Annotated in this window: 30 protein-coding genes; 21 read left to right on the top strand and 9 right to left on the bottom strand. The window is 52.9% G+C overall.

What is annotated here, in order from left to right:
* The first annotated feature begins 336 nt into the window (after positions 1–336).
* Positions 337–801 (top strand): hypothetical protein, encoded by a 465-nt coding sequence (locus PSTEL_RS06095; protein ID WP_038694195.1) that lies wholly within the window; start codon positions 337–339, stop codon positions 799–801.
* Here PSTEL_RS06095 and PSTEL_RS06090 read toward each other — a convergent pair.
* A complete protein-coding gene (locus PSTEL_RS06090) occupies positions 791–1,294 on the bottom strand; it encodes a hypothetical protein (protein WP_038694193.1) in 504 nt (167 codons plus the stop codon). The two genes, PSTEL_RS06095 and PSTEL_RS06090, sit on opposite strands and share 11 nt — an antisense overlap.
* Before the next feature lie 326 nt (positions 1,295–1,620).
* Positions 1,621–1,947 (bottom strand): sigma-70 family RNA polymerase sigma factor, encoded by a 327-nt coding sequence (locus PSTEL_RS06085; RefSeq protein WP_038694191.1) that lies wholly within the window; start codon positions 1,945–1,947, stop codon positions 1,621–1,623.
* 168 nt (positions 1,948–2,115) lie between these two features.
* Here PSTEL_RS06085 and PSTEL_RS06080 point away from each other — a divergent pair, with 168 nt between their 5' ends.
* Positions 2,116–2,301 carry a hypothetical protein gene (locus PSTEL_RS06080; protein ID WP_038694189.1) on the top strand — a complete coding sequence of 62 codons (186 nt, stop codon included), beginning with the start codon at positions 2,116–2,118 and terminating at the stop codon, positions 2,299–2,301.
* Between the two features lie 158 nt (positions 2,302–2,459).
* Here the strand turns inward: PSTEL_RS06080 and PSTEL_RS06075 are convergent, their stop codons facing one another.
* The 3 genes from PSTEL_RS06075 to PSTEL_RS06065 form a co-directional block, all read right to left on the bottom strand.
* Positions 2,460–3,653, bottom strand: coding sequence for a transposase (locus PSTEL_RS06075; protein WP_038694187.1), 1,194 nt, complete (start codon positions 3,651–3,653; stop codon positions 2,460–2,462).
* A gap of 321 nt (positions 3,654–3,974) precedes the next feature.
* Complete coding sequence (locus PSTEL_RS06070) at positions 3,975–4,877, bottom strand: L,D-transpeptidase family protein (protein WP_038700242.1); 903 nt, start codon at positions 4,875–4,877, stop codon at positions 3,975–3,977.
* A 151-nt stretch (positions 4,878–5,028) separates the two neighbouring features.
* Positions 5,029–5,733, bottom strand: a complete 705-nt coding sequence (locus PSTEL_RS06065) for an SAM-dependent methyltransferase (RefSeq protein WP_038694185.1) — start codon at positions 5,731–5,733, stop codon at positions 5,029–5,031.
* Between the two features lie 210 nt (positions 5,734–5,943).
* Between PSTEL_RS06065 and PSTEL_RS28915 the strand changes: the two genes are divergently transcribed.
* The 15 genes from PSTEL_RS28915 to PSTEL_RS05995 all read left to right on the top strand — a co-directional run bounded on the left by PSTEL_RS28915 (position 5,944) and on the right by PSTEL_RS05995 (position 19,070).
* Positions 5,944–6,471 carry a hypothetical protein gene (locus PSTEL_RS28915; RefSeq protein ID WP_425415257.1) on the top strand — a complete coding sequence of 176 codons (528 nt, stop codon included), beginning with the start codon at positions 5,944–5,946 and terminating at the stop codon, positions 6,469–6,471.
* 211 nt (positions 6,472–6,682) lie between these two features.
* On the top strand, positions 6,683–7,009 hold the full coding sequence (gene ytxJ, locus PSTEL_RS06055; RefSeq protein WP_038694183.1) for a bacillithiol system redox-active protein YtxJ: 327 nt from the start codon (positions 6,683–6,685) through the stop codon (positions 7,007–7,009).
* The gene (locus PSTEL_RS06050) at positions 7,006–7,254 is read left to right on the top strand and encodes a glutaredoxin family protein (RefSeq protein WP_038694181.1); all 249 of its coding nucleotides are present in this window, start codon (positions 7,006–7,008) and stop codon (positions 7,252–7,254) included. Before ytxJ ends, PSTEL_RS06050 begins: the two co-directional genes overlap by 4 nt.
* A 186-nt stretch (positions 7,255–7,440) precedes the next feature.
* Positions 7,441–8,451, top strand: coding sequence for a LacI family DNA-binding transcriptional regulator (locus PSTEL_RS06045; RefSeq protein WP_038694179.1), 1,011 nt, complete (start codon positions 7,441–7,443; stop codon positions 8,449–8,451).
* Positions 8,452–8,587: 136 nt separating this feature from the next.
* A complete protein-coding gene (locus PSTEL_RS06040; RefSeq protein ID WP_038694177.1) occupies positions 8,588–9,334 on the top strand; it encodes a glycerophosphodiester phosphodiesterase in 747 nt (248 codons plus the stop codon).
* Positions 9,335–9,386: 52 nt separating this feature from the next.
* Positions 9,387–9,668: a hypothetical protein gene (locus PSTEL_RS28910; RefSeq protein WP_038694175.1), complete on the top strand. Its 282-nt coding sequence runs from the start codon at positions 9,387–9,389 to the stop codon at positions 9,666–9,668.
* Between the two features lie 123 nt (positions 9,669–9,791).
* Complete coding sequence (locus PSTEL_RS06030; protein WP_052098226.1) at positions 9,792–10,967, top strand: phosphodiester glycosidase family protein; 1,176 nt, start codon at positions 9,792–9,794, stop codon at positions 10,965–10,967.
* 251 nt (positions 10,968–11,218) lie between these two features.
* Positions 11,219–12,820: a spore germination protein gene (locus PSTEL_RS06025; protein ID WP_052098225.1), complete on the top strand. Its 1,602-nt coding sequence runs from the start codon at positions 11,219–11,221 to the stop codon at positions 12,818–12,820.
* Entirely contained in the window at positions 12,817–13,920 is a 1,104-nt protein-coding gene (locus tag PSTEL_RS06020) for a GerAB/ArcD/ProY family transporter (RefSeq protein WP_038694173.1), read from the top strand. The genes PSTEL_RS06025 and PSTEL_RS06020 overlap by 4 nt, the downstream gene beginning before the upstream one ends.
* The gene (locus tag PSTEL_RS06015) at positions 13,917–15,161 is read left to right on the top strand and encodes a Ger(x)C family spore germination protein (protein WP_038694171.1); all 1,245 of its coding nucleotides are present in this window, start codon (positions 13,917–13,919) and stop codon (positions 15,159–15,161) included. The genes PSTEL_RS06020 and PSTEL_RS06015 overlap by 4 nt, the downstream gene beginning before the upstream one ends.
* Positions 15,162–15,192: 31 nt before the next feature.
* Complete coding sequence (locus PSTEL_RS27470; RefSeq protein WP_156995800.1) at positions 15,193–15,426, top strand: hypothetical protein; 234 nt, start codon at positions 15,193–15,195, stop codon at positions 15,424–15,426.
* A gap of 4 nt (positions 15,427–15,430) precedes the next feature.
* On the top strand, positions 15,431–16,522 hold the full coding sequence (locus PSTEL_RS06010; RefSeq protein WP_245625091.1) for a GerAB/ArcD/ProY family transporter: 1,092 nt from the start codon (positions 15,431–15,433) through the stop codon (positions 16,520–16,522).
* A 178-nt stretch (positions 16,523–16,700) separates the two neighbouring features.
* Positions 16,701–16,955 carry a FeoA family protein gene (locus tag PSTEL_RS06005; RefSeq protein WP_038694169.1) on the top strand — a complete coding sequence of 85 codons (255 nt, stop codon included), beginning with the start codon at positions 16,701–16,703 and terminating at the stop codon, positions 16,953–16,955.
* A complete protein-coding gene (locus PSTEL_RS06000) occupies positions 16,952–17,683 on the top strand; it encodes a FeoB small GTPase domain-containing protein (protein WP_038694167.1) in 732 nt (243 codons plus the stop codon). Before PSTEL_RS06005 ends, PSTEL_RS06000 begins: the two co-directional genes overlap by 4 nt.
* On the top strand, positions 17,661–19,070 hold the full coding sequence (locus tag PSTEL_RS05995; RefSeq protein ID WP_038694165.1) for a nucleoside recognition domain-containing protein: 1,410 nt from the start codon (positions 17,661–17,663) through the stop codon (positions 19,068–19,070). The genes PSTEL_RS06000 and PSTEL_RS05995 overlap by 23 nt, the downstream gene beginning before the upstream one ends.
* 171 nt (positions 19,071–19,241) lie before the next feature.
* Here the strand turns inward: PSTEL_RS05995 and PSTEL_RS05990 are convergent, their stop codons facing one another.
* Positions 19,242–20,723: an aminotransferase-like domain-containing protein gene (locus tag PSTEL_RS05990; protein ID WP_038694164.1), complete on the bottom strand. Its 1,482-nt coding sequence runs from the start codon at positions 20,721–20,723 to the stop codon at positions 19,242–19,244.
* Between the two features lie 140 nt (positions 20,724–20,863).
* Between PSTEL_RS05990 and PSTEL_RS05985 the strand changes: the two genes are divergently transcribed.
* The 4 genes from PSTEL_RS05985 to glpX all read left to right on the top strand — a co-directional run bounded on the left by PSTEL_RS05985 (position 20,864) and on the right by glpX (position 24,723).
* Positions 20,864–21,808 carry a DMT family transporter gene (locus PSTEL_RS05985; RefSeq protein WP_052098224.1) on the top strand — a complete coding sequence of 315 codons (945 nt, stop codon included), beginning with the start codon at positions 20,864–20,866 and terminating at the stop codon, positions 21,806–21,808.
* Between the two features lie 189 nt (positions 21,809–21,997).
* A complete protein-coding gene (locus tag PSTEL_RS05980) occupies positions 21,998–22,666 on the top strand; it encodes a helix-turn-helix transcriptional regulator (protein ID WP_281176759.1) in 669 nt (222 codons plus the stop codon).
* A gap of 19 nt (positions 22,667–22,685) precedes the next feature.
* On the top strand, positions 22,686–23,486 hold the full coding sequence (locus PSTEL_RS05975; RefSeq protein ID WP_038694161.1) for a pyruvate, water dikinase regulatory protein: 801 nt from the start codon (positions 22,686–22,688) through the stop codon (positions 23,484–23,486).
* A gap of 244 nt (positions 23,487–23,730) precedes the next feature.
* Positions 23,731–24,723, top strand: coding sequence for a class II fructose-bisphosphatase (glpX, locus tag PSTEL_RS05970; protein ID WP_038694159.1), 993 nt, complete (start codon positions 23,731–23,733; stop codon positions 24,721–24,723).
* Between the two features lie 148 nt (positions 24,724–24,871).
* On the opposite strand, the gene PSTEL_RS27855 is transcribed toward glpX, so the two are convergent.
* From PSTEL_RS27855 to PSTEL_RS05960, 3 genes are all read right to left on the bottom strand, one after another.
* A complete protein-coding gene (locus tag PSTEL_RS27855) occupies positions 24,872–24,961 on the bottom strand; it encodes a TetR-like C-terminal domain-containing protein (RefSeq protein WP_169744542.1) in 90 nt (29 codons plus the stop codon).
* 36 nt (positions 24,962–24,997) lie between these two features.
* Entirely contained in the window at positions 24,998–25,312 is a 315-nt protein-coding gene (locus PSTEL_RS05965; protein WP_038694157.1) for a hypothetical protein, read from the bottom strand.
* Between the two features lie 225 nt (positions 25,313–25,537).
* Positions 25,538–25,888: a RidA family protein gene (locus tag PSTEL_RS05960; protein WP_038694155.1), complete on the bottom strand. Its 351-nt coding sequence runs from the start codon at positions 25,886–25,888 to the stop codon at positions 25,538–25,540.
* Positions 25,889–25,917: the final 29 nt, after the last annotated feature.

Raw genomic sequence — 25,917 nt, 5'->3', positions numbered from 1 at the left:
TAAACGTCAGAATTAAGGAGGCCCCTTATGTATTAAAGAAAAGACAAATCTTATCAAAAGCTTTAGCTGCATTCATAAACAAAATCCCATTGCATGTCTCGGAATAGTCAGCTCTGAAGACAAGGTCACTCATCTAGGTATAAATAAAGAATATCACTTCAGCATTGGTTTTTTTCAATTGCTCAAGAATAATCAAATGAGTAAAACCAAACCCAAGGCATTGAACAGATCTCGGTTACTAACAAGAGTCTGCTTTTTATCGATAATTCAAACTTCTAGTCGATAGTCTCAGCTTCCGATTGTTAGCTTGAATACAATTAATAAGGAGTCAACGATATGAAAAACAATCGTTCTTTGATGATTATAGCTACAGCGGTCCTAATCATTCTTTTATTGAGCTTAGGGTTGTTTATGCACTTTAACCAGTCTGTCGCCTTTGACAAGGCTATAGGCAAGGATTTTGATTCAAAGTCCGTTAACAGTATTGAGATCATTAAGAGAGATACGACAGGTGAAAAGATAGTCGACATAACCGATCCAAGCCAAATTCAGCAGGTACTCGCGGTATTTTCTGATTTGAGGTTGAAGAAATCCCGTATTTCAGAAGTTCAATTTGAAAACTCCTATTGGATTACTCTCAAAGGATATAAGCAGCAAAGGAGTGCAGGAATCACGCTTTATGATGGTATTTATCTTGACGTTTACAATTATGGATCCAACTCTCCTAAGAATGTTCAAACCTCTTACAAAATCGTAAGTGATGTTGACCTTAATGAACTAATTGAGCTTTTTAAAAGTTAGATATTAGATAACAAGAGGACACTCTCTTCGAGAGTGTCCTCTTGTTATCTAATATCAGAAGTGTCCAGCCGCCGCTCGTGGAATGAACGCGGTTCACAACGCCTTTACCAGTAATGAATCTTACCCCTTTGGTTTCATACTCGATGAAAGGTAAGGTCACTTCAATCAAGTCATAATTGGGGTTATCCACCAGGAAGTCCTCTAAGTAACCCAGATTCCAATACCCGCTGTATACCATCGATTGAAGAACAGCCTTGTCGTTCTCAACTAGGCTACTTACGAGAGATACTACTCCTGCAGCCAAGCTGGCAGGGGTGGACAAGAAAAATACAATGCCCAATATGCTTGCAGAGTAAGAAAGACCTGTCGCTAGGGTGTTTTGGTTAGGGCTCACAAGACCTGAATCATAAATGACTCGTTGTGCACGTTCTGTTTTTCTGACTGAATCAAGACTGAGGGTTAGCGTTGCGGTGTATTCCTTTGTGAATGCCATTTGTATTTCACTCCTTATTGTTGTATTCTGATCAGATTTGAGAGAGCTGCGCGCCGTTTTTGCTTCTCATTTATAAAGGAATTTTTTAACGGTGTTTAACAACCTGCACCTGAATTTTTTGGTGCTGACCTAATCCCTCTTTTCACTAGGCTGTGGTACGAAGTCCTTACTTTGTATTAATTCAAGGAATTCCGTTGTAATGGTAGACACTGCATCTTCAGTAGGCAAATGGATGTATCTGCTTACTTTTTGGATGTCCTCTTTGAATAAATTCACCAGTTGTAATATTGCATCAGAGTTCTTTTGTTTCGTTGCTTCTATCAATCTTAAAAATTCACGATCTGAGATAATGTCTGAATCATTTTCTTTTTCCATTTGCTCACCGCCTGTTGACTGATATGCAGTTCATTAGCTACTTCGTTTTCGGTCATGTCTTGTAGATAAATTTTGTCAAGAATGATCCTTCCCTGGGATGGAAGCTGGTTTAAAAGCTCCTCTATCCAAATTTTTGTTTCTGAATAAGTTGTGAAATTTTGATCGTTTGGAAGGTTATCAAAAAGAGGGAATTCCCTTGTTCGAACCTTTCTCGCCTTGTACTGCACTTTCCACCCAATCCGGTAAATCTCTTTTTTGTAATCGTCGTATGCACTCAATGACGGATTCTCCTTTAACTCGTTTACGTGTAGGGAAAAAACAGTAGAAACAATACAACCAAAACAGGAACATTTGTTCTTATTATACCATAAAATGGATTTAGGTTGTATGAGATACTCGACAATTTCCTATATATGTAGAGTAAATAGAAAGGGGAAAAGTGCGAAATGGAAATTACCGATATTGTATCTTTGATTGCGAATGTTGGCTTTCCTGTAACGTTATGTGTGATCTTAGTTCGCTATGTACTACAAACTATGGAGGAAAAGTTAGAGCAATTGGATGTTTCAATCAAGCAGCTAACACTAGTCATCCAATCTCTGAAAGATGAGGACACGATCGTAAAAAAATGACGATTTCCACTACGAAATCATCATTTTTTCCTATTTGAGCATTTTGCATAATTCATATTTTGATTTAAAGTCAAAGTTAGGTTACAACGAAATCTCAGTGTTGTGAGAGTGGAGTGAAAAATAGACAGACGGACAGAATTTCAATGAATCGGAAGTTTTTAAGCGGCGTTCTGTACTCGTTGCTTCGCAATGGCAAGCGCAGAGGCAAGTAACACAATCGCATTTAAATATTGGTGAGTTGTCACTTTTTGAATCCCCCAGACGTGAAGCTGGTCTGCAGTTAAATAGGTCTTCATTCGAGAATTGCAGCGTTCTACACTGGTTCGTTTATTGTAAAGTTCCTTCCAGCCTCGGCTTTCCCGATGCGGTAGCGCATAACGCCGGAGATCCGTTTGACTGTTGATTTTAACCACCATTCCATAATTGGAGGACGAACAAGCGGCCATACCCAAAGGACAATCCACTTGACCTGTCGCATGTGGACAACGGAATTTTAAATGCACCTTTTCCTGTCCCCAATACGTCATGGGAAATCCCATCGAACAACAGGGCGTGCCTTTGCGGGTAATCCCCGCTGGCGGTTCCTTTTCATTCCGTGGATTCAGCGGAATAATGGCTTGCGCCTTGACGTTCCGGGCGGCCTCGTAGTTTTTTATTTGGTCGTAGCCCGCATCCAGCATGAAGAATTTCACTTTAGATTTCGCAGCGACAGTCGTCATGAGTGCAGGCCCTTCGTCTCCGTCGTTCACATGGGCAGAGGTCACCTTGAGCGCCATGGGAAGTTCACTTTTGGCATCGACGGCCAGATGCAACTTATAGCCAAACCACTTGACTTTGTTGCCAAAGGTGTCAAACTTGGCACCCCAGTTGGCATTGCCGGTGAGTTCACTTTTTCGCTTGGGTTCCTTTTTCTCGTAAGCGTGAATAGCGGCGCTGTCGATAGCGACATGAGTTCCGTCGATGATTCCAGCTTCTTGGCACTGAGTCACAAGATCCTCAAACAACTGCTTGGCAAGGCCTTTGCCAGTCAACTCGGCAAAGACTCGACTTAATGTAGAAATCGAAGGAGCGGGGATATCCAGTCGAAGCCCACATTGGTAACGGAAACGGAGGTCAAACTTTAGTCTGCGCGCTAGGCCGGTGAACGTATCGATATTCTCTAAAGGAGCTGCGAGTAGCGCGCGAAGAATGCCTTGACGACAGTGTCCGTCTGCTCCTCGGGGTGAGGGATTTCTCAATTCTCTTGCGTAAGGTCGCAGGTCCAAAGCGCTGAAAAAGATGGGCAATCGCTCTTTCGATTCGATTTTTTGAAGCTCTTCAAAGGAAAATAGACTTTCTTGGAGAATATACATAGTGACTTCACTCCCTTGGGTTTTCTCGTTTGGTCACTTGAAAACTTCTCCAAGTTGGGGTGAAGTCCTTTTTTATGCTCAAAATTGCTTTGTGTAACAAGGGCTTAGATTAATGCAAAATGCTCATTTATATTTCAAACAGGGTTTCCCGCTACCGTCGGAAAAGCGTCTCAAGAGCTTACCAACGAGCGATTTATTAGTTGGTGCAAGATCAATAACTGAATTTACGAAGCCAACCAAAAAAAGCGGCCTTGTCATCAAAGGATAACAAGACCGCCTTCCCGTTCCGGTTATAGGTGGGTTATATACTTTTTTATATGCTTATTGAATCGTTGCCGTTCCGCTTGCCCCGTCCCATTTCACCTGCATTCCGAATAGCTGCGGAACGGCGCTGAGCGGGATCATCAGCGTGCCATCCAGATTTCTTGACGGCAGGATGGATACGGTCTGCCCGTTAACGGTCGCGGTACCGGCCTGCGGCTTGAACGTCGCGACGCGGGTGCCCGTAGTAACGGTCAGTGCTCCGTCCGCGGTCGATCCCAGCTTGGAGCCGAGCAGAGTCGTCGTCTCACGGAGCGGCACGTAGACCCGGGAATCCTTCATCAGAAACGGCCGATTGAGGATGACCTTCTTGCCGTCAGCAACTATGGAACCGGCGAATATTTTCTGATCCAGACCATAGCCGTATTTCTGTGCGATCCCTTCCATATCAAGCGTGGTCGAAGTAATGACGACCGTTATATTTCGCTGGACTCTGGGAAAGAGCCAGTGGATATCGTCGTTGTGCATCCGGATGCATCCGGCGCTTACATATTTGCCGATTGAGTTCTCGTTATTATTCCCGTGGATGGCGTAGGTCGTTCCCCGCGTTCCGTTGACATCGAGTCCGAGCCAGCGGTCTCCGAGCGGATTGGACGGGTCTCCTCCAGCGATATGTTCCTTATAATAAGGGCGGTTCTTGATTTTGCTGACCAGCTTGAAGCTTCCCTCCGGAGTCAGGCTCTTCTCCTTCCCTGTTGCGACCGGAAACACCCGAACCAGCCGGCCGTCCTCAAAGAATGCCAGCTTATTCGTCTTCTTGTTCACGACAATCATCTGGGAACCTGAGGCCTGCACTTCCCCCGCGAGCAGCGTGACGCACAGCAGAACGGCAGCAAGCAGAATGCTTAGCGCGCGCCCGAACAGACGGGTTCCTCGCATATTCTCTCCCATGTAAGTATTCATGTTCTTCCCCTCCAGCTTAAGCTGCAAATTTCTGTATATCCTCTCCTTTCTATATAACGGCTTCCGGGCAGAATTTGTTGCATAAAAAAAGAAAAAAACCGGCCTTTTGGAAAAGACCGGTACTTCGTAATGATCATCTATCCGTTCAACGTTAGGCTAATTTTCGGACAATGCTCAGCATTTGCCCCGTTCCTTTTTGAAACTCATACGGAACTTCGATCTCACGGGCCACAAAGCCTTCTTGCCGGATGGCAAGGATCAGCTCGTCGAGCCTTTCGTACCGTTGTCCGGCCAATCCGGTAAGCGGAAAGATGCGAAGCTCTCTCCGGGTGACCCGCAGCAGCTCGCGAAGGCAGGAAAGGTGAAATTCATAGTCAAGACGATCGCCGTAAATGAACAGGAAATGGCCGGACAAGGTCAGGTCGAACCGGCCGTCTTCAAAGGGCAGCTTCGGCAGAACGGCCGGAACATAGCGTTCCGGATGAAGCTCCATATCCTCCGTGCATTCCCTCAAGGCCCGATGGCGATGCTCCGCAAGTTCGTCTACCGACCGGAAATAGTCCCAGCGGAAGCCCGCGCAGGCCGATTCCATTTTCTCCAGTGTATGGACGATATCTTCCCGTCCCTTCTGCTCCAGAACCCGGGCCGGGAATTCATACGCGATATCGGAGGACACGGCCCGTGCTCCGGCACGGCTCGCTCCTGCGGTAAACGCGCAGGCACCGCCCGGACAATCCAGGATGTCGCGGCCGGCCAGTTCCTTTTCGGTTAATCCGAACATGGCCAGGTACTCCTCATACGTTCTTCCGATAAATACAATTCGGCTTAAATCCAGCTTGCTCTCTTCCAGACTCATCTCATCTCTTCCTTTCTCAGCTAAGCTCATCTCATCTTCAGCGCCTCAGCACTGCTGACTATACTCTAGCACAGGTGATATGGCTCCCGCCATAGATTTTATCCGCCTTCCGAAGCCTTCTTGAAGCTCCGCAAGACTGCATGAATAGACTCTCCTGCATACAACCATACTAACTGCGGTTCACCATTAATTCCATTAGGAGGAAATCAATTGAACACAAATATTTCGAATCAAATCAACCAATGCGAACAGCTTATTCAGCAGATGATCAGCCAAACCCAGCAGGCCAGCCAAATGTATCAGCAGCTTCTTCAGCAGGAACAGCAGAACGCCAATCAGCTGAACGAAATTGCCGAACGCGAGCACAGAGCAGCTCAGACTATCCAGACGGCACTGAACGGCCATCAGACTGCCATTCAGCAGCTGCAGCAGGTATCCTCAATCTGTCGCCAGCTAGAGCAATCCGCTGCATCGTCTATCGGTACGTCCTATAGCCAGCCGCTGTTCAACAACCCGGGTATCGGCTCCCATTCCTTCGGAGCTCCTTCCTTCGGCGGCTCTCCGATTGGCTCCTCTTCCATCGGATCTTCTTCGATCGGTTCTTCTTCGATCGGTTCTTCTTCGATTGGCAGCTCCCCAATCGGTTCTTCCTTCGGCTCCCCGTCCTTGGGCCATTCACCTATTGGCTCGAACACGGGATCACACATCGGCTCCATCGGCCGGGGCTACCAGCAGTAACATTCGCCCTTGATTGAAGGAACGGCGGAACTCCCTGCACAGACAGGATTTTATCTCCGGTCTTCAAGACGGCTGACAAAAGGACCGTTTCCGGCTTACGGCTGGAAGCGGTCCTTTTGTACATAAAGCGATTTTGATTTGATTTAATTTTTAACTATGCTACAATCAAAATTACAAATCATTAGCAGCTATATTAAGGAAGGTGAATTTTATGTCCATTCAGCAACTTCATTCCGAGGAGGAATTGAAGCAATATATTTCGCGCTCCGGCAAAAAGCTGCTGTTCAAGCACAGCACAACCTGCCCGATCAGCGCCAAGGCCTATGAGGAATTCCAGAGCTACCTGAAAGAGAACGAGACGGACGCAGCCGTTGTCCTGGTCATTGAGGACCGCCCTGTGTCCAACAAGATCGCCGAGGAATTCGGCATCAAGCATGAGTCGCCGCAGATTTTCCTGCTGGACGACCAGAATGTGACCTGGAATACCTCCCATTGGAAAATCACGAAAGCAAACATCACCGAGGCTGTCGCCCAATGAGCGCGCCGGTCATCGTCTATTCGACGGAAGGCTGCGGCGACTGCAGCCGGGTGAAGCAGATGCTGAAGAATGAGGGCGTTCCGTTCGAGGTCCGGGATATTCTGGCAAGCGAAGCCTATCAGCAGGAAGTGGAAAGCCTCGGCTTCATGGGCATTCCGGTTACGGTCGCGGGAGGCCGCGCGGTGAAAGGCTTTAACCCGGATGAGCTCAAGGAGCTGCTCGCTTCGGCGGGAATGAAGAAATAAGCTGCACTATGAAGGCCAGGGTCTCAACTTTGAGATCCCGGCCTTTTTGGATGGGTCAAGGACGAATCTGCCCGGAAAATCAAATGCTGCATGATCCGTCGTTTACGCCATTTCCAGGTTGGTGATACACTGGATGGGGCGAGCTGAATTCGCCTAACTGAACGGATGAATTCCGGAGGAATCCTAATGAATCCCACGATAAAGGATGTCGCAAAAAGAGCGAATGTCTCCATCGCAACCGTCTCCCGTGTACTTAACAATCTGGGGGGCTATTCGGAGAACACCAGAGAAAAGGTTATGCAGGTCATCCGGGAGACCGGATACCGGCCCAACGCCGTCGCACGGGGGCTGATCAACAAACGGACAAGAACGATCGGGGTGCTGTTTCCCCGGGTGTCCAGCTTTTTTTCCTCGGGAATACTGCAGGGGATTGAAGAGTATGCCCATATCCACGATTACAGTATTATGATCTGCAACACCGGGGGTGACGGCAATCGTACACTGAAGGTGCTGGAGCTCCTGCAGGAAAAGCAGGTGGACGGCGTTATTTTTTGCAGCAGCGCGCTGAAAACGGAATATGTTGAGATCATGGCAGGCATGAGGGTTCCCGTCGTTCTGGTGTCATCCGAAAGCTCCTATGCGAATATTCCTTTTGTAAGAATCGACAATTATACGGCGGCCTTCGAGGCTGTAGAATATCTGATCGGCAAAGGACACCGGAATATCGCTATGATCGGCGGGCGACAAGAGGACCAACTGGCGGGCGTGCCCAGGCTGGAAGGGTATTTGGGTGCGCTTCGCAAGCATCATATTCCGGTTGACGAGCGCCGCATCATATACGGCGATTTCAGATACGAGAGCGGATATAAGGGATTTGAAGCGCTTCTGGAGTCGGCCCGGGATATGACCGCCATCTTTGCGGCCAGCGACGAAATGGCACTTGGGGCTCTGTCCGCTGCATACAAGCACGGAATTCGGGTGCCGGACGATATTTCGGTTATCGGATTCGACGGACTGGAGCTGTCCAGGATGGCGGTGCCTCCGCTAACCACGGTACGGCAGCCGCTTGTCGAGATGGGCAGCCTCGCTTTCGAACTGATCCTTGAGATGATCGAGACCGGCGAAATCCCGGAACAGGCGAACATCGTCCATCACTCGATTGTCGAGCGGGATTCGGTAAGAACTGTTGAGGATTGAGCGGCCAGATAGAGAGCCTGTCCACTTTTTTTACGTTCGGCTTATTCCCCGAAATCAATCGCCCTCTATGATATAGTGGGATTTCAGGGCAGGTCTGAAGAAAATCGGGTAGTCCAATTCGAAAATTACGGAGGAAATGACAGTGACCAAAGTGATCAACTTCGCGCACCGGGGCGCGTCGGCGGCATGTCCGGAGAATACGATGGCAGCCTTCCGGCGGGCCCTTGAGCTCGGTGCGACGGGTATCGAGACCGATGTCCAGCTGACGAAGGACGGGCATCTGGTGCTGATTCATGATGAGTCGGTCAACCGGACGACGAACGGCAAGGGTTATATCAAAGACAAGACGCTTAAGGAAGTACGTGCGCTCGACGCGGGGTCCTGGTTTCAGGACGGAAATTTCGCCGGTGAGAAAATCCCGCTCCTGGAGGAGCTGCTGGAGCTGCTCGCGGACCGGGATACGGTTCTCAATATCGAGCTGAAGAACGGAGTCTTCTTCTACCCCGGAATGGAGCAGAAGGTCATTGACGCCGTTCGCCAATACGACATGAGCGACCGGGTAATCATCTCCAGCTTCAATCATTACTCGCTGGTCCATTTCAAGGAGCTTGCTCCGGACATCGAGACCGGCATTCTGTATATGGAAGGCCTCTATCGTCCCTGGGATTACGCGCTGACCCTGGGCGCCCAGGCGCTTCATTCTTACCATCCGGCTGTGCTGCCGGAGTTCGTGTCCGAAGCCGCGGCAGCGGGAATCGTCTACCATCCCTGGACGGTAAATGATCCGAAGCGCATGGAAGAGCTGATCAGCGCCGGTGTAGACGGCATTATTACGGATGTGCCGGACGTCCTGGCCGGTATACTCGCCCGCAAAAGGCTGTAAGCTTAGCTCTTGCCAAAGAATCGTCCGGGCAAGGATTGCAGCGGTCCGGCGAATGAAATCATCAGAATACTCCCGCAAAAATGAAGCCTTGGCTTCGAAGCAGATTCAGCTGCATAGCGGCGCCCCCGAATATTCGCGTATTCTTCCATGCCAAAAAGGTCCCGTCTTGATGAAGACCGGACCTTTTGCCGCTTGCCGAAGGCCCTTATTCAGCAGCGGCGAAGGGTTCCGCCGCAGCCGCGATGTAATAAGCCAGCCCGACCTGCTGGCCTTCGAGCATCCGCAGATGGAAATCGTCTTTCGTAAAGGCTCCTCCAAGGGGAGAGTCAATTAAGACTTTTCTCACTTCTGCCGATGATAAATAAGGGGGTCTGAAGACCCGGTCTCCTCCCCCATACATATACCGGCCTGTTCCTCATGCCCGGACGGCCGCAGCCGAAAAGGAGAACCACTGTACATGATTTGTTCTTTCACCCGCAAAAGCAAGCCGACCTTCCTTGCCAGCCTTGCCCTGATCCTTGCCCTGTGCCTGGCACAGCCCGCCACGCCGGCCCATGCCGCGGCTCCGGCGAAGAACGCCGTCCTTATGGCCAAGACCGGCAGCGCATATGTCCCGCTCCGATTTCTGAACGGCTATGCCGGCGGCTCCGCCGTATTCGACGAATCCCTCAAACAGATAACGCTAGTGAAAGATGGAGTAACACTTAACCTGACACTTGGCGTCAAGGAGGCAAGTCTTGGCGGAGTCAAGACCAAGCTCTCGCAGGCGCCTTACAGGGAGAACGGGACGGTGTACGTTCCCCTGGGTATACTGATTCAGGTGTTCGGACTGAAGGCGGAATGGGACAATGCAGCCGGAGCTGTAACCCTGACCGACGCCCAGGGTACAGCCTCCAGGCTGCCCGTGCAATCCGGAAGCCTGCCTTCAGGCGGAACGAAGGCGGTAGTAACCGCCCGCAAATCCGTGAAGGCAGCGGGAAGATCCTTCAGCATCCAGACCGTCACGGTGCCGCTGCTTCATCCCTCCGTCTCGCTGAGCGTCGTTCTCGCCGGGAACAATGTGGGCCGGACGGAAGAGCTGCGAAGCATTGCGAAGCGAAGCAGCGCAGCAGCCGCTATTAACGGCACCTTCTTCGACGCCTATACGTCCAGCAGCTTCAAAGCGCCCTATGGCTACATCGCCTCGGGCGGCAAGCTGCTGAAGAACAGCCCCGCCGACCGCCGGGCCGTGTTCGCCTATGACCACAACGGACTGGCCGCGCTTGTTCCCGGACAGGACTTCCTCGCCCGGTTCCAGGCGGGCGAATTCGAAGGCGGCCTTCAGGCAGGCCCGCGCCTGCTCGTAGACGGCAAGGTCTCGCTGAACGTAGCCGCAGAGGGCTTCCGCGATCCCAAAATTCTGACCGGCGGCGGTTCGCGAAGCGCGCTTGGCCTGACGAAGGACCACAAGCTGCTGCTCGTGACCGTTCCGGGCGCGACGATTCCGCAGCTGGCCGAGATTATGAAACAGGCCGGCGCTTATCAGGCCATGAATCTCGACGGCGGAGCATCGAGCGGGCTGTATGCGGGCGGACAGTATCTGACAACGCCCGGCCGCTTGATCAGCAACGCGCTTGTCGTCAGCTCTCAATAATAAATTCAGGATGTTTCCATAAGGTTGAACCAAAGAGCGCATATCCTGCCGCCGCAGAGGTACGCGCTCTTTTTGTCTCTATTTTCACCGCCTCCAATGCCTCCAATGCCTTCACTCCCTCCAATGTTTCCGGCCTCGCTGCCCCCAAAACGCCGATTTGGCGAATACCTCCCGCCTAGACAGAATAAGGAATCGCCTGCCGGGAATAATACAGCATCATAGCCGAAAGCTGTCTCGTGGAGGGAGTAGCCTTGAATCTGAAATCTTTGTTCAATCCCAAACCCGCAAAGAAACCACAGAACACCGTGGCAGCCCCCCCGCCTCTGGAAGCTGCCATGAATGCCAATATGGCGGAGATCAAAAAGCGTGTCGGCGGCAGTTCGGATATTGTGTTCCGTTCGTATTCCAATCCGTCATCGGACTCTCCTTCCCTGGCCTTCATCTACGTGGACGGCCTGGTGAACGCAGAGCTGGTCACCCAGACTGTTATTCAGCCGCTGACAGACAACAAGGATCTGGAAGGCAAGCGCCATGAGCCGGATAAGGCTTTTGCGCTCATCAAGGAACAGATTCTTCCCGCTGGCGGGGTCCATGATTGCAAGACGGTGGAGAGTCTGCTCGGCATGCTGTTTGAAGGCAACACCATCATTTTGATTGACGGCCACAACATCGCACTGGCTGCAAGTACTACCGGCTGGGAGACGAGAAGCATCAACGAGCCGACTTCGCAGGGCGTCATTCGCGGCCCCAAGGAAGGCTTCACCGAAAATCTGCGCACCGGCACTTCCATGCTGCGGCGGAGACTGAAATCCCCCGATCTGCGGATTGAAGAATACAAGATTGGCAGACGCACCCGCACCGGCATCGCTCTTGTCTATCTGGAAGGTGTCGCAAGCGAGCAGGTTCTTGCCGAAGTCCGAAGAAGACTGGACGCCATCGATACGGACGGCATTCTGGAGAGCAACTATATCGAGGAGCTGATTCAGGACGGCGGACTGACGCCCTTTCCGACCCTCCAGAACACGGAACGGCCTGATTCCTTGGCCGGCGGCATTCTGGAAGGCCAGGTCGGCATCATCATTGACGGAACTCCGTTCGCCCTGCTGGCTCCGTCCACTTTCTTCAGCTTCTTCCAGTCCAGCGAGGACTACTATCAGCGGTATGATATTTCCTCGTTTCTGCGGCTGATCCGGTTCACCGCTTTTTTCGTATCCCTGCTGCTGCCCGCGCTCTATATCGCCATTACCACCTTCCATCAGGAGATGGTCCCGACCACGCTGCTGGTCAGCCTGGCGGCACAGCGTGAAGGTGTGCCGTTCCCGGCTCTGATTGAAGCGCTGATGATGGAGGTTACCTTCGATGTTCTCCGCGAGGCCGGGGTCCGCATGCCGCGGGCAATCGGTCCCGCGATCTCCATCGTGGGTGCACTCGTGCTGGGTCAGGCCGCCGTTCAAGCGGGACTCGTATCCGCTGCCATGGTCATTGTCGTTTCGTTCACAGCGATCTCGAACTTCGTCATCCCGTCGCTGGCAATCGCCAACTCGATCCGGCTCATCCGCTTCCTCCTGATGCTGATTGCCGGAACCGTCGGCCTCTTCGGCATCATGTCCTTCATGATGGTGCTCCTGATCCATATGGCGTCTCTGCAGTCGTTCGGTGTCCCCTATCTGTCTCCAATGGCGCCGATGAAACTAAGTTATTTGAAGGATATTTTTATTCGTGTGCCGCTGTGGAACATGAGTACACGCCCGAGCCTCTACGGAAGCCAGGCAGACCGCAGACAAAGTCAATTGCCGGATAAATCCCAGAAATCCAAAGACAGCTCCGACCAGCAGGGAGGCGACCGTTCTTGAAAGAAAAAATCGGCACGGTTCAAGCTACTCTGCTTGTCGTCAGCACCATTCTCCCTACCGCTCTCATCGTGCTCCCCCTCATCATCGGGAAGTATCTTGAGCAGGATTCTCCGATTGCGGTCATATTGACCGCTCTCCTGGGTCTGGCCATCGCCTGGCTTATCGGCTCCGTTGTCAAAAGCAGCAACGGCGAACCTTTTCTGGACTGGATTAAAGGCATTACCTCGCCCGTATTTGCCTTCATAATCGGCATCCTGCTGCTTCAATACTATATGGACACGATGGCGGCCATTCTGCGGGAGTATGTGAATTTCATCAGGGATAATGTTCTGCCCAACACGCCGGATGCCGTACTAGCGGTCATTATTATGCTGGTTGCCTTGTACATGACCGACCGGGGAATTGTGGCGATAGCGAGGATCAACAGCATAGCGACGCTGCTTATTGCGATTATCGTGCCGCTTTATCTAGGGGGATTAATCCCACATTTCAGTTTGCCCCGGCTGCTGCCTGTGCTCGATCATTCGGCGGCATCCCTGGCGCTCGCCACACTGACACCAGCGGGATGGATGTCGGAGGTAGGCATCCTGCTCTTTCTATCGCCTTATCTGAGACATCCGAACAAAGCCTCGCGAATCGCTCTGATCGGTTCGTGCATCGTTTCGGCAATTTTGTTAGTGGATATATTGGCGACCTTGCTCGTGCTGGGACCCCAATACATCAAAAGCGTGAATTACCCGATCTTCTCAACAGTCAGCATCATTCAGGTCGGCCGGTATATCGAGAATCTGGATATTCTGTTCACCTCTTTCTGGATCATGAATGTCTACATGAAGCTCGCCATTTTCACGTTCGTCACCGTCCAGTGCTTCAAGCAGACTTTCCGTGTTCAGAATGACAGGCCCTACAACGTGGCGCTATCGCTCATTGCCATCGTGGAATGTCTGTATACCTGGTCAGATCCGGGAAAAATCGATGCCTATAACCAGCAAGGCCGAATGGTGGTCTTCTTGCTCTTCAATATCCTGCTGCCGCTAGGAATCCTGCTGTGGACCCGGATTAAAGGTACAGATACCGCAAAGAAAGGGGTGAAGACATGAGCCGGGGCATACGTAAAAGCCATAAAGCCGTAAGCCTCCTGCTGGTTCTCGCCCTGATGTCACTGACCGTCAGCGGCTGCTGGGATGACCGGGAGCTCAGCGAGCTGGGCATCGTCTCGGCTTCCGCCTACGACTGGGAGGACAATCAATGGAAAGCTACCTTTCAGGTTATCAACCCTTCCTCCGGAGCCAGCGGCATGGGCGGAGGAGGTTCAAGCAGCACGAGTTCGCCGCCCTTCCTGACGTTTACGGTAAGAGGCAGCACAATCATGGAGGCTATTGAGCGCTCCAACCTGACCAGTACGCGGCAGATGTTCTTTTCCCTTTCCCGGATTACGGTAATCAGCGAGGATCTGGCCAAGCGGGGAATCAGTCAGCTAATCGATCTGTTTCTGCGAAGACCCGAAGCCCGCGAGACGGTCTATATGTTCGTTGCCGAAGGCGAGGCGGGCCGGCTTCTCAGCCAACTGATGCAATTCAGCAAAAGCCAGGGAGCCGGCATCCAGCTCATGATCGAGCAGGAGGCCAGTCTGAATTCTTTCTACCCGGGAACGCGGGTATTCGAGCTGGCCATGCAGCTGTCATCCGAGTCGGAGAGCGGTACAATTCCCGAACTAAAGCTGACCGGCAGCAAAGTGATGGACAAGACCGACGACACCGCGCAGACCGATATGCCTTCCCGAATCGACCTCGGCCGGTTGGCAGTGCTCAAGAAGGATCGTTTTGTCGGATGGCTGTCGCAGAGAGAAGCTTTCGGGTTGTCATTCATGACGAACAAAATCAAAATGACAAACTTGTCGTTCTCATCCATTCCCGGAAGAAGCGACAAGGACGATGCCTCCATTGTCCTGCGGCATTCCGCCACTACCGTTCGTCCGGTCTGGAAGAACGATCATTATGTCATGGATATCGATATCAATGGCAGCGGCACTTTGAGCGAGATCGGCAGCAATCTGGATTTGACCAAGCAATCCTCCATAGCGCAGATGGAACGCTCTATTGAGGCGAATATTCTCGATGTTGTCAAGGATTCCTGGGTATCCATCCAGAAAACAGGTGCTGATGTAACCGGCTTCGCCCTTAATATCCACCGCCATGATCCGAAACGCTGGAAGAAGATCAAGAAGGAGAACAACTGGGACACCGTATTCCGTAACATTGAAATTCGTCCGCATGTCAAGATCAAAATTGAACGAATCGGACTTGGAAGCAAATCCTATAAATCTCTGGAAGAAAAATAGAAAGTAACGTTATGTGAGCGAAGGTGATGCCATGAGAGCGTCAGTAGTTGTAGCGCTGTACATTGCCGTATATATCTGGGGGTGGAGAGTGCTTGGACCAAAGGCAAGCATCCTGCACCGGGTGGCGCTAGGATGCCTGCTCGGCTGGGCTCTGTACGTTAATTTATCCGGTCTGGCGATGGTTCCCCATTTTAGTGTATCTTCCCCCTATATCAACGTGCTCCAGCCTGTCGGCAGAGCATTTATCAAATGGCTAGGAGGTTAGTGTCTTGTCACAGCCAAACAAGCCGATTAGCGGCCTGCAAATCTCGTTCATGATCATTATGTTTGAAATTGGCAGCGTCCCCTTGTTCCATCTCGGTGCCAAGGCGAAGCAGAACTCCTGGCTGGCGGTGGCAGTTGGAGCTGCCGCCGGACTGGTACTTCTGCTGCTCTTCTTGTATTTGCAAAAACGCCTGCCTGAGAGTAAATTGACCGGCATACTGCGATACGGCTTCGGCCGGATTGCCGGCTGCGTGATCGGAACCTTGTACTCCTGCTATTTTGCCTATGAATCCATGCGCAATGTCCGTGATATCGGCGAGATGACCGCAATGACGCTGCTGCGGACAACGCCCCTGTTCATCACCATGCTGATCTTCATACTGATTGCGTGCTATGCCACCTGGAAAGGCGCAGAGATCATCTTCCGCCTTCCGGAGATCCTGCTGCCCAATTTGATGTTCTGCTATTTACTGTTGATCTTCTTGTTCTTCGCTCTACAAAGAGCCGATATCAGGTGGCTTACACCTGTGGCCGAAGACGGGCTGCTCCCGATTATGCGAGCTGCGCTGCCGGATCTCATCTCGTTCCCTTTCGGGCAAATGATCGTCTTTCTGATGGTGTGGCCGCTGTGGAACGGGAACGGGGTTCCCGTCCGAAACACCCTTTGGGCTTATGCCGGAGTCAGCCTGTTTCTGGTCTTCATGAATGCGCTCAATGTGACCGTGCTCGGTCCAAGCCTGGCCGCCAATTCTATTCTTCCCGTGCTCGAAAGCGTCCGGACACTGGCCGAGTTGAAGTTTATCGAACGGCTCGACATTCTGGTCGCCATCATGATTTTTGTCGGGCTGATGATCAAGATTCTGCTCTTTTTCTACTGTGCTGTCGAGATTATGGCCAATCTGACCCGGGTGTCCGTGAAATGGTGGATCTTTATTTGGGGGGCGCTTATCTACGCGTCGTCATTCCTGGAGCGGAACTTCACCCAACATATCGCCATTGGCCTTGGACCTTCACTGAAGGTCGACATCCTGTTTCAGATCGTCATTCCGGTGGTATTAGCTGTGAGCATCGCGCTGCGCCAGCATTTCTCGGCATAGATCCAGACGGACCTTCCGGCCGTTGTGCATACCCCGTTGTCACTGCGCGGGGAATTTTTTGTGAATTTTTGTTTCCCTAGTTCAACATTTTTGTTGATAGGACAAAATATTTCACATATACTAATATCATGGAAAGGTGCAACAGTTATATTTTCTCCACAAAGAAAGGATGATCATGATGACCAGGACCGGTATCCCGTTATCGGAAGCCACCAGAGGAAGCCTTCTGCGGATCAGCGGTATGAGCGTGCAGGGCGTCATGAGACGGAGGCTGCTCGATCTCGGTTTTGTCCCCGGCAATACGGTGGAAGTGCTGCGCCGAAGTCCGCTGGGAGATCCCACCGCTTATCGTGTAAGCAATACGACGATCGCGCTTCGGCGGGAGGAAAGCTCGCTCATCTACGGAGAACCGATTGGAGGAGATGCGAAATGAAACGTTACACGGTAGCCTTTGCCGGAAATCCGAACACGGGCAAAAGTACGCTGTTCAACCTTCTGACGGGAATGCGGCAGCATACCGGCAATTGGGCCGGCAAGACGGTCGCCGCCGCGGAAGGAACCTTCAGGTTCAACGGGGATGAATACATCGCAGTCGATCTGCCCGGGACTTATTCTCTCTATTCCAATTCCGCCGACGAAGAGGCGGCCCGCGATTACATCATCTTCGAGCAGCCGGATGTGACGCTGGTTGTGCTTGACGCGACCTCGCTCGAACGGAATCTGAACCTTGCACTGCAGGTGCTGGAGATTACCGGCCGGGCGGTCGTATGCATCAATCTGATCGATGAGGCAGAGAGGCTCGGCATTGCCATCGATCTTAAGGCGATATCCCGGCATCTGGGCGTTCCGGTGCTCGCCGTATCGGCCAGAAACAAGACAGGAATCAATGAACTGCTGGAAGAAATCGGGCGCACCGCCGCCCTCCCGGCTGGCACAGAGCCGCTGCGCATTCCATACAGTGCAGAGATCGAACGCGGCATCGCCGAGCTTGTTCCGCTGGTGGAGCAGGCTTTGGGCCCGGACTATCCGGCCCGCTGGATTGCGCTGCGGCTGCTGGATGGCGATGAGAGCCTGCTCAGCTCCCTTCACCGGGCCCTTGCGGGAACCCGAACATCCTTGGCAAAGGAGGTGTCCGGTCATGGAGCAACCGTCTGCCATTAAGAGAGGAGAAGGGCTGGACGCCCTCATTGCTTCCGCAGGGCGGCTGAGCGGCAGCGGCATTCGGGATGATATCGTCAGCGGCATCTATCAAGTCTCCGCAAGCATCTGCCGAGAAGCCGTCAACTACCGGGAGCCCGGCAAGCTAAACGACACCCATAAGCTGGATCGTATCGTTACCTCCAAAATATGGGGATTCCCGATTATGCTGGCCATTCTCGGCGCCGTGTTCTGGATCACGATAGCCGGGGCGAATTACCCTTCCGGCTGGCTGGCTTCGATGTTCGGCTACTTCGAGGGATACATCACCGCCGGATTCCAGGCGATTCACGCACCCGACTGGCTGCACGGCGTGCTTGTACTCGGACTGTACCGGGGAACATCCTGGGTAATCAGCGTCATGCTGCCGCCGATGGCCATCTTCTTCCCCGTCTTCGCGCTGCTGGAGAACTTCGGCTATCTTCCGCGCGTCGCGTTCAATATGGACCGCCTGTTCAAGAAGTCCGGAGGACACGGCAAGCAGGCGCTGACCATGTCGATGGGCTTCGGCTGCAATGCCGCCGCCATCCTGTCCACGCGAATCATCGAATCGCCCCGGGAGCGGATGCTGGCTATTCTCACAAATAACTTCGTGCCCTGCAACGGCCGTTGGCCGACGCTGATTCTTCTATCCTCCCTGTTCATGGCGGGAGCGGCGGGAACGGGTGCGCTGGGCTCGCTGGCCACTGCGGGAATTCTAATGACGCTTGTGGTATTCGGCATTGCCGTTACGTTAAGCGTATCCTGGGTACTGTCGAAGACGGCGCTTCGCGGCGTTCCCACGCATTACACGCTGGAGCTGCCTCCATACCGGAAGCCCCAGATGTGGAGAACGATACTCATCTCCTCCAAAGAGAAATCCCTGAACGTGCTGACGCGTGCCATCGTAATTGCGGCGCCGGCCGGAATGGCCACCTGGATTTTAGGGAATATTTATGTCGGCGGCGACAGCGTCCTGAGCCACATGGCAGCCTTCTTCGATCCATTTGCCCAACTCCTCGGGCTGGACGGGTACATCATTATGGCCTTCATTCTGGGACTGCCGGCGAACGAAATTGTGCTGCCGATTCTGATGATGGGCTATCTGGCATCCGGTGCGATGGTCGATGTCGACAGCCTGGAGAACATCAAGGATATTTTTCTCCAGCAAGGCTGGACGTGGCTGACCGCGCTGAACATGATGCTCTTCTCCCTGCTGCATTACCCATGCGGCACGACGCTTGTCAACATCTACAAAGAAACGAAAAGCTTGAAATGGGCCGTCCTCTCAGCCGTCATCCCGCTCGGCATCGCGATTGCGGTGACCTTTGCAGTTGCGCAGGCCGCATACGCTTTTGGGTGGGTGTCCTGAAATCACGAAGACCTGAAATCATGAAGACCAGAAATCACGAAGACCAGGGACACTCTGCCGCCATCAATCCTGCGGCGTCGGCATCCCTGGTCTTTATTTACATAGTCCCTAAAATTATCCTGGTGAAAGATTATGCGAGTGAAAGATTATGCCAATGAAGAAACCGTGCCGCTACAGGCTCTGCGCGATCCCGACCAGCTTCCGCATTCCCTCGCTCAGAACATCCTCGGGGGTGAAAGAATAACTCAAACGTATCCAGGAGTGCATTTCACGCTTCGGGTCGCAGATCGTTCCCGGCACGAATGCGATCGACTGTTCCAGACAGCGCTGGAACAGGACATCGGCCGGGAACTGCTCCGGCAGCTTCACCCACAAGTTGAGCCCTCCCTGCGGCGCAGTCCACCGCCATCCTGTCGGCGCAAGCTCCCGCTCTGCTATTTCCTTATGCACCTGAAGCGCAATCCGCAGCTTGGCCAGATGGCCCTGCAGGCGCGGGGAAGTGAAATAATGCAGAAAGATCTTCTGATTCAGCAGCGGCGTCCCGTTATCGGCAATCGACTTCGCCGTAATCATCTGCTTCATGAAGGGATAGCGGCAGATTACAGCGCAAATACGCAGGCCAGGAGCGATATATTTGCTGAAGCTGCCGAGGTAAATGACCCAGCCTTCCGTATCATATGAGAACACGGGAGGAGGCGGCTCCGTGTGAAAATACATATCCCGGAACGGATCATCCTCGACGATCAGGCAGCGGTAGCGCTCGGCAAGCTCGGCCAGCCTCTTCCGCTGCCAGACCGGAACCGTGTAGCCCGTCGGGTTGTGATGTGTCGGGTTCATGTAGAACAGCCGTGGGCGGTAGCGTTCCATCAGTTCCTCCAGAAGCTCCAGATCATAGCCCCCCGGCTGAATATCGACAGGCAGCAGCCGGGCTCCCCTGTGCCGGAAAATATCCAGTGCCACTCCGTAGGTCGGCCGCTCCACCAGCACGCAGTCCATGGGACCTAACAGGATGGTAGCGATCAAATTGATCGCCTGCTGCGCGCCCGAGGTGATCAGCACTTCCTCCGGTTCGGCCTGAAGCAGCCGGCTGAAGCGAAAGTGACCGCTTAAGAAGGCTCGCAGCTCTTCATCTCCCTGAGCTCCGGAGTACGTTCCCATAACCTTCGGATACCGGTCGAACACCTCTTTTACATAATCGGATAAATATAGATTCGGCAGCAGATTGGGATCGATCAGCGCCTGGGAGAACTGGTATTTGACCGGTCTGCGCTGGATGTCCGACAGCGGATTTTGGATGCGGCTGCCTGTGAGAGCCGCTTCCGGGCTCGAAGCAATTCCGCGCTGTCCGCCGCCAGATGTCCCCCTGTGCTCCCGCTGTCCACCGCCGGATGCTCCGCTATTCTCCCGGCAGTGCTGATCCGGCGCTACATAATAACCGGACTTATCCCGCACATATACCCGGCCTTCTTCCTTCAGCGCCCCGTAAGCCTTGAACACGGTCAGCCGATGCACCTGAAGCTCCTCCGCCAGCAGCCGGACGGAAGGCAGCCGGTCATGCTCCCGCCACTCCCCCCGGTCGATCCGGCCTGCCATGTGCTCGTACACCTGCCGGAAGAGCGGCTGCGAACCGCCCCCTAATTCTTTGTTCTTCACTGCCTTTTCCTCCCCGCTCCGTTGATTCGTGGTTCCATTGTACCTGATTTCCCTCTCCAACTGTTCTATCTATTTACATCTGTTCTGCGCTCCCCCCGATATGATGAGAGAAACTGACGGAAACCAAAGGAGCCCTGAACATGATTCTGATTGCGTACAGCCTCGTGTGCCTCATCTTCGGCACCACCTTCCTGGCGATCAAAATCGGCGTTGACGCCGGATTGCCTCCCTTCTTCTCGGCAGGGCTAAGATTTCTCGTCGCCGGCTCGGCGATTCTCGCATGGATGGCAATTAAGCGGAAAGCCTCCTTCAAGCTGCTGCTTCGAAAAGAGCCGGCCCTTACCGGCTTGCTGCTGACCTTCGGCACCTTCGCCTCCCTCTACTGGGCCGAGCAGCATGTCTCGTCCGGACTCGCCGCGGTCCTCTCCGCAACCGGTCCGATCATGATCCTGCTGCTGCAATCGGTGGTGCACCGGAAGCGCGTGTCCGATGTGTCGCTGATCGGCTGTCTGGTCGGACTTGCAGGCGTGCTGCTGCTTGTCCTGCCGAGCCTGAAGCTGAACATGTCGCTGCTCTGGCTCGCCGGCTGCATCGTCGTACTGATCGGCGAATGTGCTTATGCCACCGGGACGCTCTATACGCGGACAGTTACGGCCCGGCTGCCGGAGGCGCATCCAATCGCGCTTAACGCGGCGCAGATGATGTACGGCGGAGCCGCGATGCTGCTGCTCTCGCTTCTGACCGAGAGCCCGCCGCCGTCCGCCGTTCTGGCCTCCAAGGATGCCATAGGCTCTCTGCTCTACCTCACAGTCGTCGGATCGATGATCGGCCACAGCCTCTATTACTGGCTCGTTGCCAAGACCGACCCGGTCTTCCCGTCCACTTGGCTGTATATCTCTCCGCCGATTGCCGTCGGCGCAGGCATGCTGTTCTACGGCGAGAAGGTAGCGCTGATGTCCGCCGCAGGCGTCGCAACCATCATTCTGGGAACCATGCTGGTCAATGCGGAACCCTTGAAGCAGCTGCTTGGCCGAGCCGTCATCGTTCCCCTTCCACACCGCCGAAAGCTGAATGGGGAGGATTGAGGAGGATTAGTCCTCCTCTTTTTTTGTTCTATTAGGAGCTATTTTGATAAATAGTACGTATTATATGTTGCATTTATGATTAATATTGCGTATTATATATTCAACGAAAGGGATTATTCTTCCAAAATGACTCATTAAGGAGAGGGGAGGCGGTGTCAGGCAGCCCTTTTTCCGAGGGTGATCGCTTTCTTGTTAAAGGATGTGGAGGGATTTGTGATCGAACTGACGTCCCGGCAGCTGCAAATTATTGAAATTGTTAAGAAGAACGCGCCCATAACCGGAGATATGATCGCCGAATCGCTGAGACTGAGCAAGCCGACCATCCGTGCCGATCTGTCGCTTCTCGTCATGATGGGTTATATTGACGCCAAGCCGAAGGTCGGATATTTTCCGGGCGGGAAGTCGACCCGCAGTCTGGGCAGCGGCTATCTTCTTCAGGAAACGAAGGTTAAGGATATACAAAGCGTGCCAATCATTATCCGGGAGACCACATCGATTCACGATGCAGTCGTGACGCTCTTTCTCCAGGATGTCGGCACTCTCATCATTTGCGATGGGGACGGCAAGCTGACAGGGGTCGCTTCCCGGAAGGATTTCCTCAAGGTCACGCTGGGCAACCCCGGAGCCTCGGCCATGCCGGTCAGCATGGTGATGACGCGCCAGCCCAAGCTCATTACGACTGGACCTGAAGACCCGGTGCTTGACGCCGCGCACAAGATGATATTCCACGAGGTAGACAGTTTGCCGGTGGTTGTTCCCTGCGAAGGAGAAGGAGCCGGCGGGAAGCTGGACGTTGTAGGGCGCTTGACCAAAACTTCCATCGTTAAACTTCTCCTCGATATCGAAGCCAAAGGATAACGGGAGGAATCGAAAGAGCATGGCCCAGCCTTCACATTACGTAACGATATGCTCGGATTCTTTGGGGGATACGGCGGAAGCGGTTGTTCAAGCCGTCCTGCATCAATTCGAGAACCAGCGTGTCACAATCAAAAGATACGGCAATGTCCGATCTGAAGACGAGCTTCGAAAGGTTATGGAGGAGGCTGCCCGGCATAACGGCTTTGTCGCCTACACCCTGGTGCAGCCGGAGTTGCGGGAGGCCATTCGCGAGGAGGCGGTCCGCCTGGACCTCCGGATCGTGGATATTATGGGGCCGATGATGCAGGCGTTCATCGATACGTTCGACGACGCCCCGACCCAGCGGCCGGGCATGCTGCATCAGCTGGACGAGAATTACTTCCGTCGGATCGAGGCCATCGAATTCACCGTCGCCTGCGATGACGGCCGGGATCTCGGCGCCATGCTGAAGGCGGACATTGTCCTGATGGGCATTTCCCGCACATCGAAGACGCCGCTCAGCATTTTCCTGGCCCACCGGGGTAACAGGGTCGTCAACTATCCGATCGTGCCGGAGATCACCCCGCCGGGCCAGCTGTTCAAGCTTCCGCCCCAGCGGCTGATCGGCCTGACGATGGACCCGGAGCATATGCTCAAGATCCGCTCGGAGCGGCTCAAGGTGCTCGGCCTGCCGGTCGATTCGCAATACGCCAGCCTCCCCCGCATCGAGGAGGAGATCAGCTGCGCCGAAGCGCTGTTCAAGAAGCTGGGCTGCCCGGTGATCGACATTACCGATAAGGCGATTGAGGAAACGGCCGGCATCATCATGGGCTACATTTAATACATCCCCACAAAGTGAAGTGATGCTGTCGAAGCTGATTCCGAGTACTTTGCGGGGGGCCCCGGAAACCATTCTATCCCCACAAAGTGACGAGATGCTGCCGAAGCTGATTCCGAGTACTTTGCGGGGGCCCCGGGAAACCAAAAGCAACCCCACAAAGTGACGTGATGCTGCCGACGCCGATTCCGGTGTTTTGTCTAAAGTATATAGATTGGTCAAAAATGGACTGGAGGGAATATAAACAATGGAACGTGAACTGGCTCTGGAGATTGTACGGGTTACGGAACTGGGTGCTTTGGCTTCGGCCAGCTGGATCGGCCGGGGAGACAAGGATGCTGCCGACAATGCGGCGACAACGGCCATTCGCTCCATGTTTGATTCCGTCTCCATCGACGGGACGGTTGTGATCGGCGAAGGCGAAATGGACGACGCGCCCATGCTGTACATCGGCGAGAAGGTCGGCAACAAGCAAGGGCCTTCCGTCGACGTCGCCGTCGATCCTCTGGAAGGCACCGAGGTTGTTGCCAGCGGCCTGCAGAACGCCCAGTCGGTGATCGCCATCGCCGACAAGGGCAGCCTTCTCCATGCTCCGGACATCTACATGGAGAAGCTGGCCTGCGGTCCCGACCTGGCCGGCAGGCTGAATCTTGCGGACCCGCCCGAAATTACGCTGACCAAAGCCTCGCATATTCTCGGCAAGTCCTTGTCCGAGATGACGGTCATGGTGCTGGACCGGGACCGCCACAAAGGGCTGGTCAGCACCCTCCGCCGCATGGGCGTCCGCATCAATCTGCTGAGCCACGGCGATGTCGCCGGGGCGATCGCAGCCGCTCTGCCTGAGAGCGGCGTGGACCTCTACCTCGGCTCCGGCGGAGCGCCCGAGGGCGTACTGGCTGCCGCCGCGCTGAAATGCCTCGGCGGCGAAATGCAGGGCCAGCTGCTGCCGCAGGGCCCGTTCGAGATGCAGCGCTGCCTGAGCATGGGCATCGAGAACCCGGCCCGCGTCCTGTACATGGAAGATATGGTCGGCAACGGCGATGTGATCTTCGCCGCGACCGGCGTCACCGGCAGCGACTTCCTGAACGGTGTCCGCTTCATCGGCAAGGAACGCGCAGAGACGCATTCCGTCATCATGCGCGCCCAGAGCCGTACCATCCGCTATATCCGCAGCATACACTTCCTGCCGGGCAAGGAGATTCCTCAAGTCTCGCCGGGAAGACAGGTTGCTTCACTATAAACTTACGCTTTTCCGCATCCAGCAGGACCATCCCGTATGCAGCGGGTGGTGTCTTGCTGGATTTTTTTGCGTTCCAGCCGCCGCATTACGCCTTAATGTTCAGCATGAAGGCCTCAAATGAATCACACATTTAATGGACCTTTGATAATCATTTTTTAAGCAGAAGAGCCAATTCCTCAGGGGATATTTTCATTCCGGACTGAACCCAAAACACAATCACTCCGATATTCGCTGACAATAAAACTCCAGCAAATACTCATTGTATTCTTTATTTTCAAATATGGCTTTCGAAAAAAGGTATTGCTTCATGACAGCTTTCCATTTCAATGTAAATAAAGACATCCTTGCCCCAAAAGGGCTTGAATATAATTTCATTGCTTTTGAGATAATGAAGAACTTCCAGCGTTGCCTTGATAGGCTCCTGCAGATCTTCAGCATCAGTAAGCTCATAGTCTTTGATGACACTGCCCAATTTATGGATTTCAGCTAAAGTTTCCTCTTCGATCTCACCCCAGAGAGAATTGATATCCTGGTAATGAATATAGAACGTCCCCCGGTTAACACCGACCTTGTTGGTCAGCTCCTTCACCGTAATATTGTCGATCGTCTTAACTTTCTTATATTTCGGTAAAGGAAAAATCTAGGTCCTCCATTAACGGTTCTGATCATTGCAGGAGCAATTTCATTTGTTCTGTCACTCTTATGCGTATTCAAGCCAATGAAATCCAACATCCAGGGGACTGCCAGTGCTAACAGCAGCTCTTAGAAAAATCCAAAATCACAGTGAATCCGACTGTGTTTTTGGATTTTTTTGTTATTTTGTTTTTGAATTGTAGGCTACCCCATCAATCATCATAAAGCAATCAGCATCGAAAAACTCAGTTGTTGAGGTCATTCTGGCTGGGAATTTATCTGTTTCAAAATAGTCACAAAACACTTTTTCCATCTCGGGCAAATCTTTAATATCTTTGAGATACACGTTAACCTTCACAATATCATTTAATGATGCATTGCATTGGATAAGTGTCTTTCTTAGGTGTTCAAATGTGTCATGAATCTGTTGAGTAAATGTTTCACCAAAACCTCTATGCAAACCTAAAAAAATATACTCCCCTGCCATAACTGCTGATGAATAACTGAACGGTGTTGAAATTCGATTTACCAAAGTAACATCTCCTTTATCTATAATTCTAA

This window comes from Paenibacillus stellifer, assembly GCF_000758685.1.
Taxonomy (GTDB): Bacteria; Bacillota; Bacilli; order Paenibacillales; family Paenibacillaceae; genus Paenibacillus_AQ; species Paenibacillus_AQ stellifer.
This window is presented reverse-complemented; position numbering and strand designations above follow the sequence as displayed.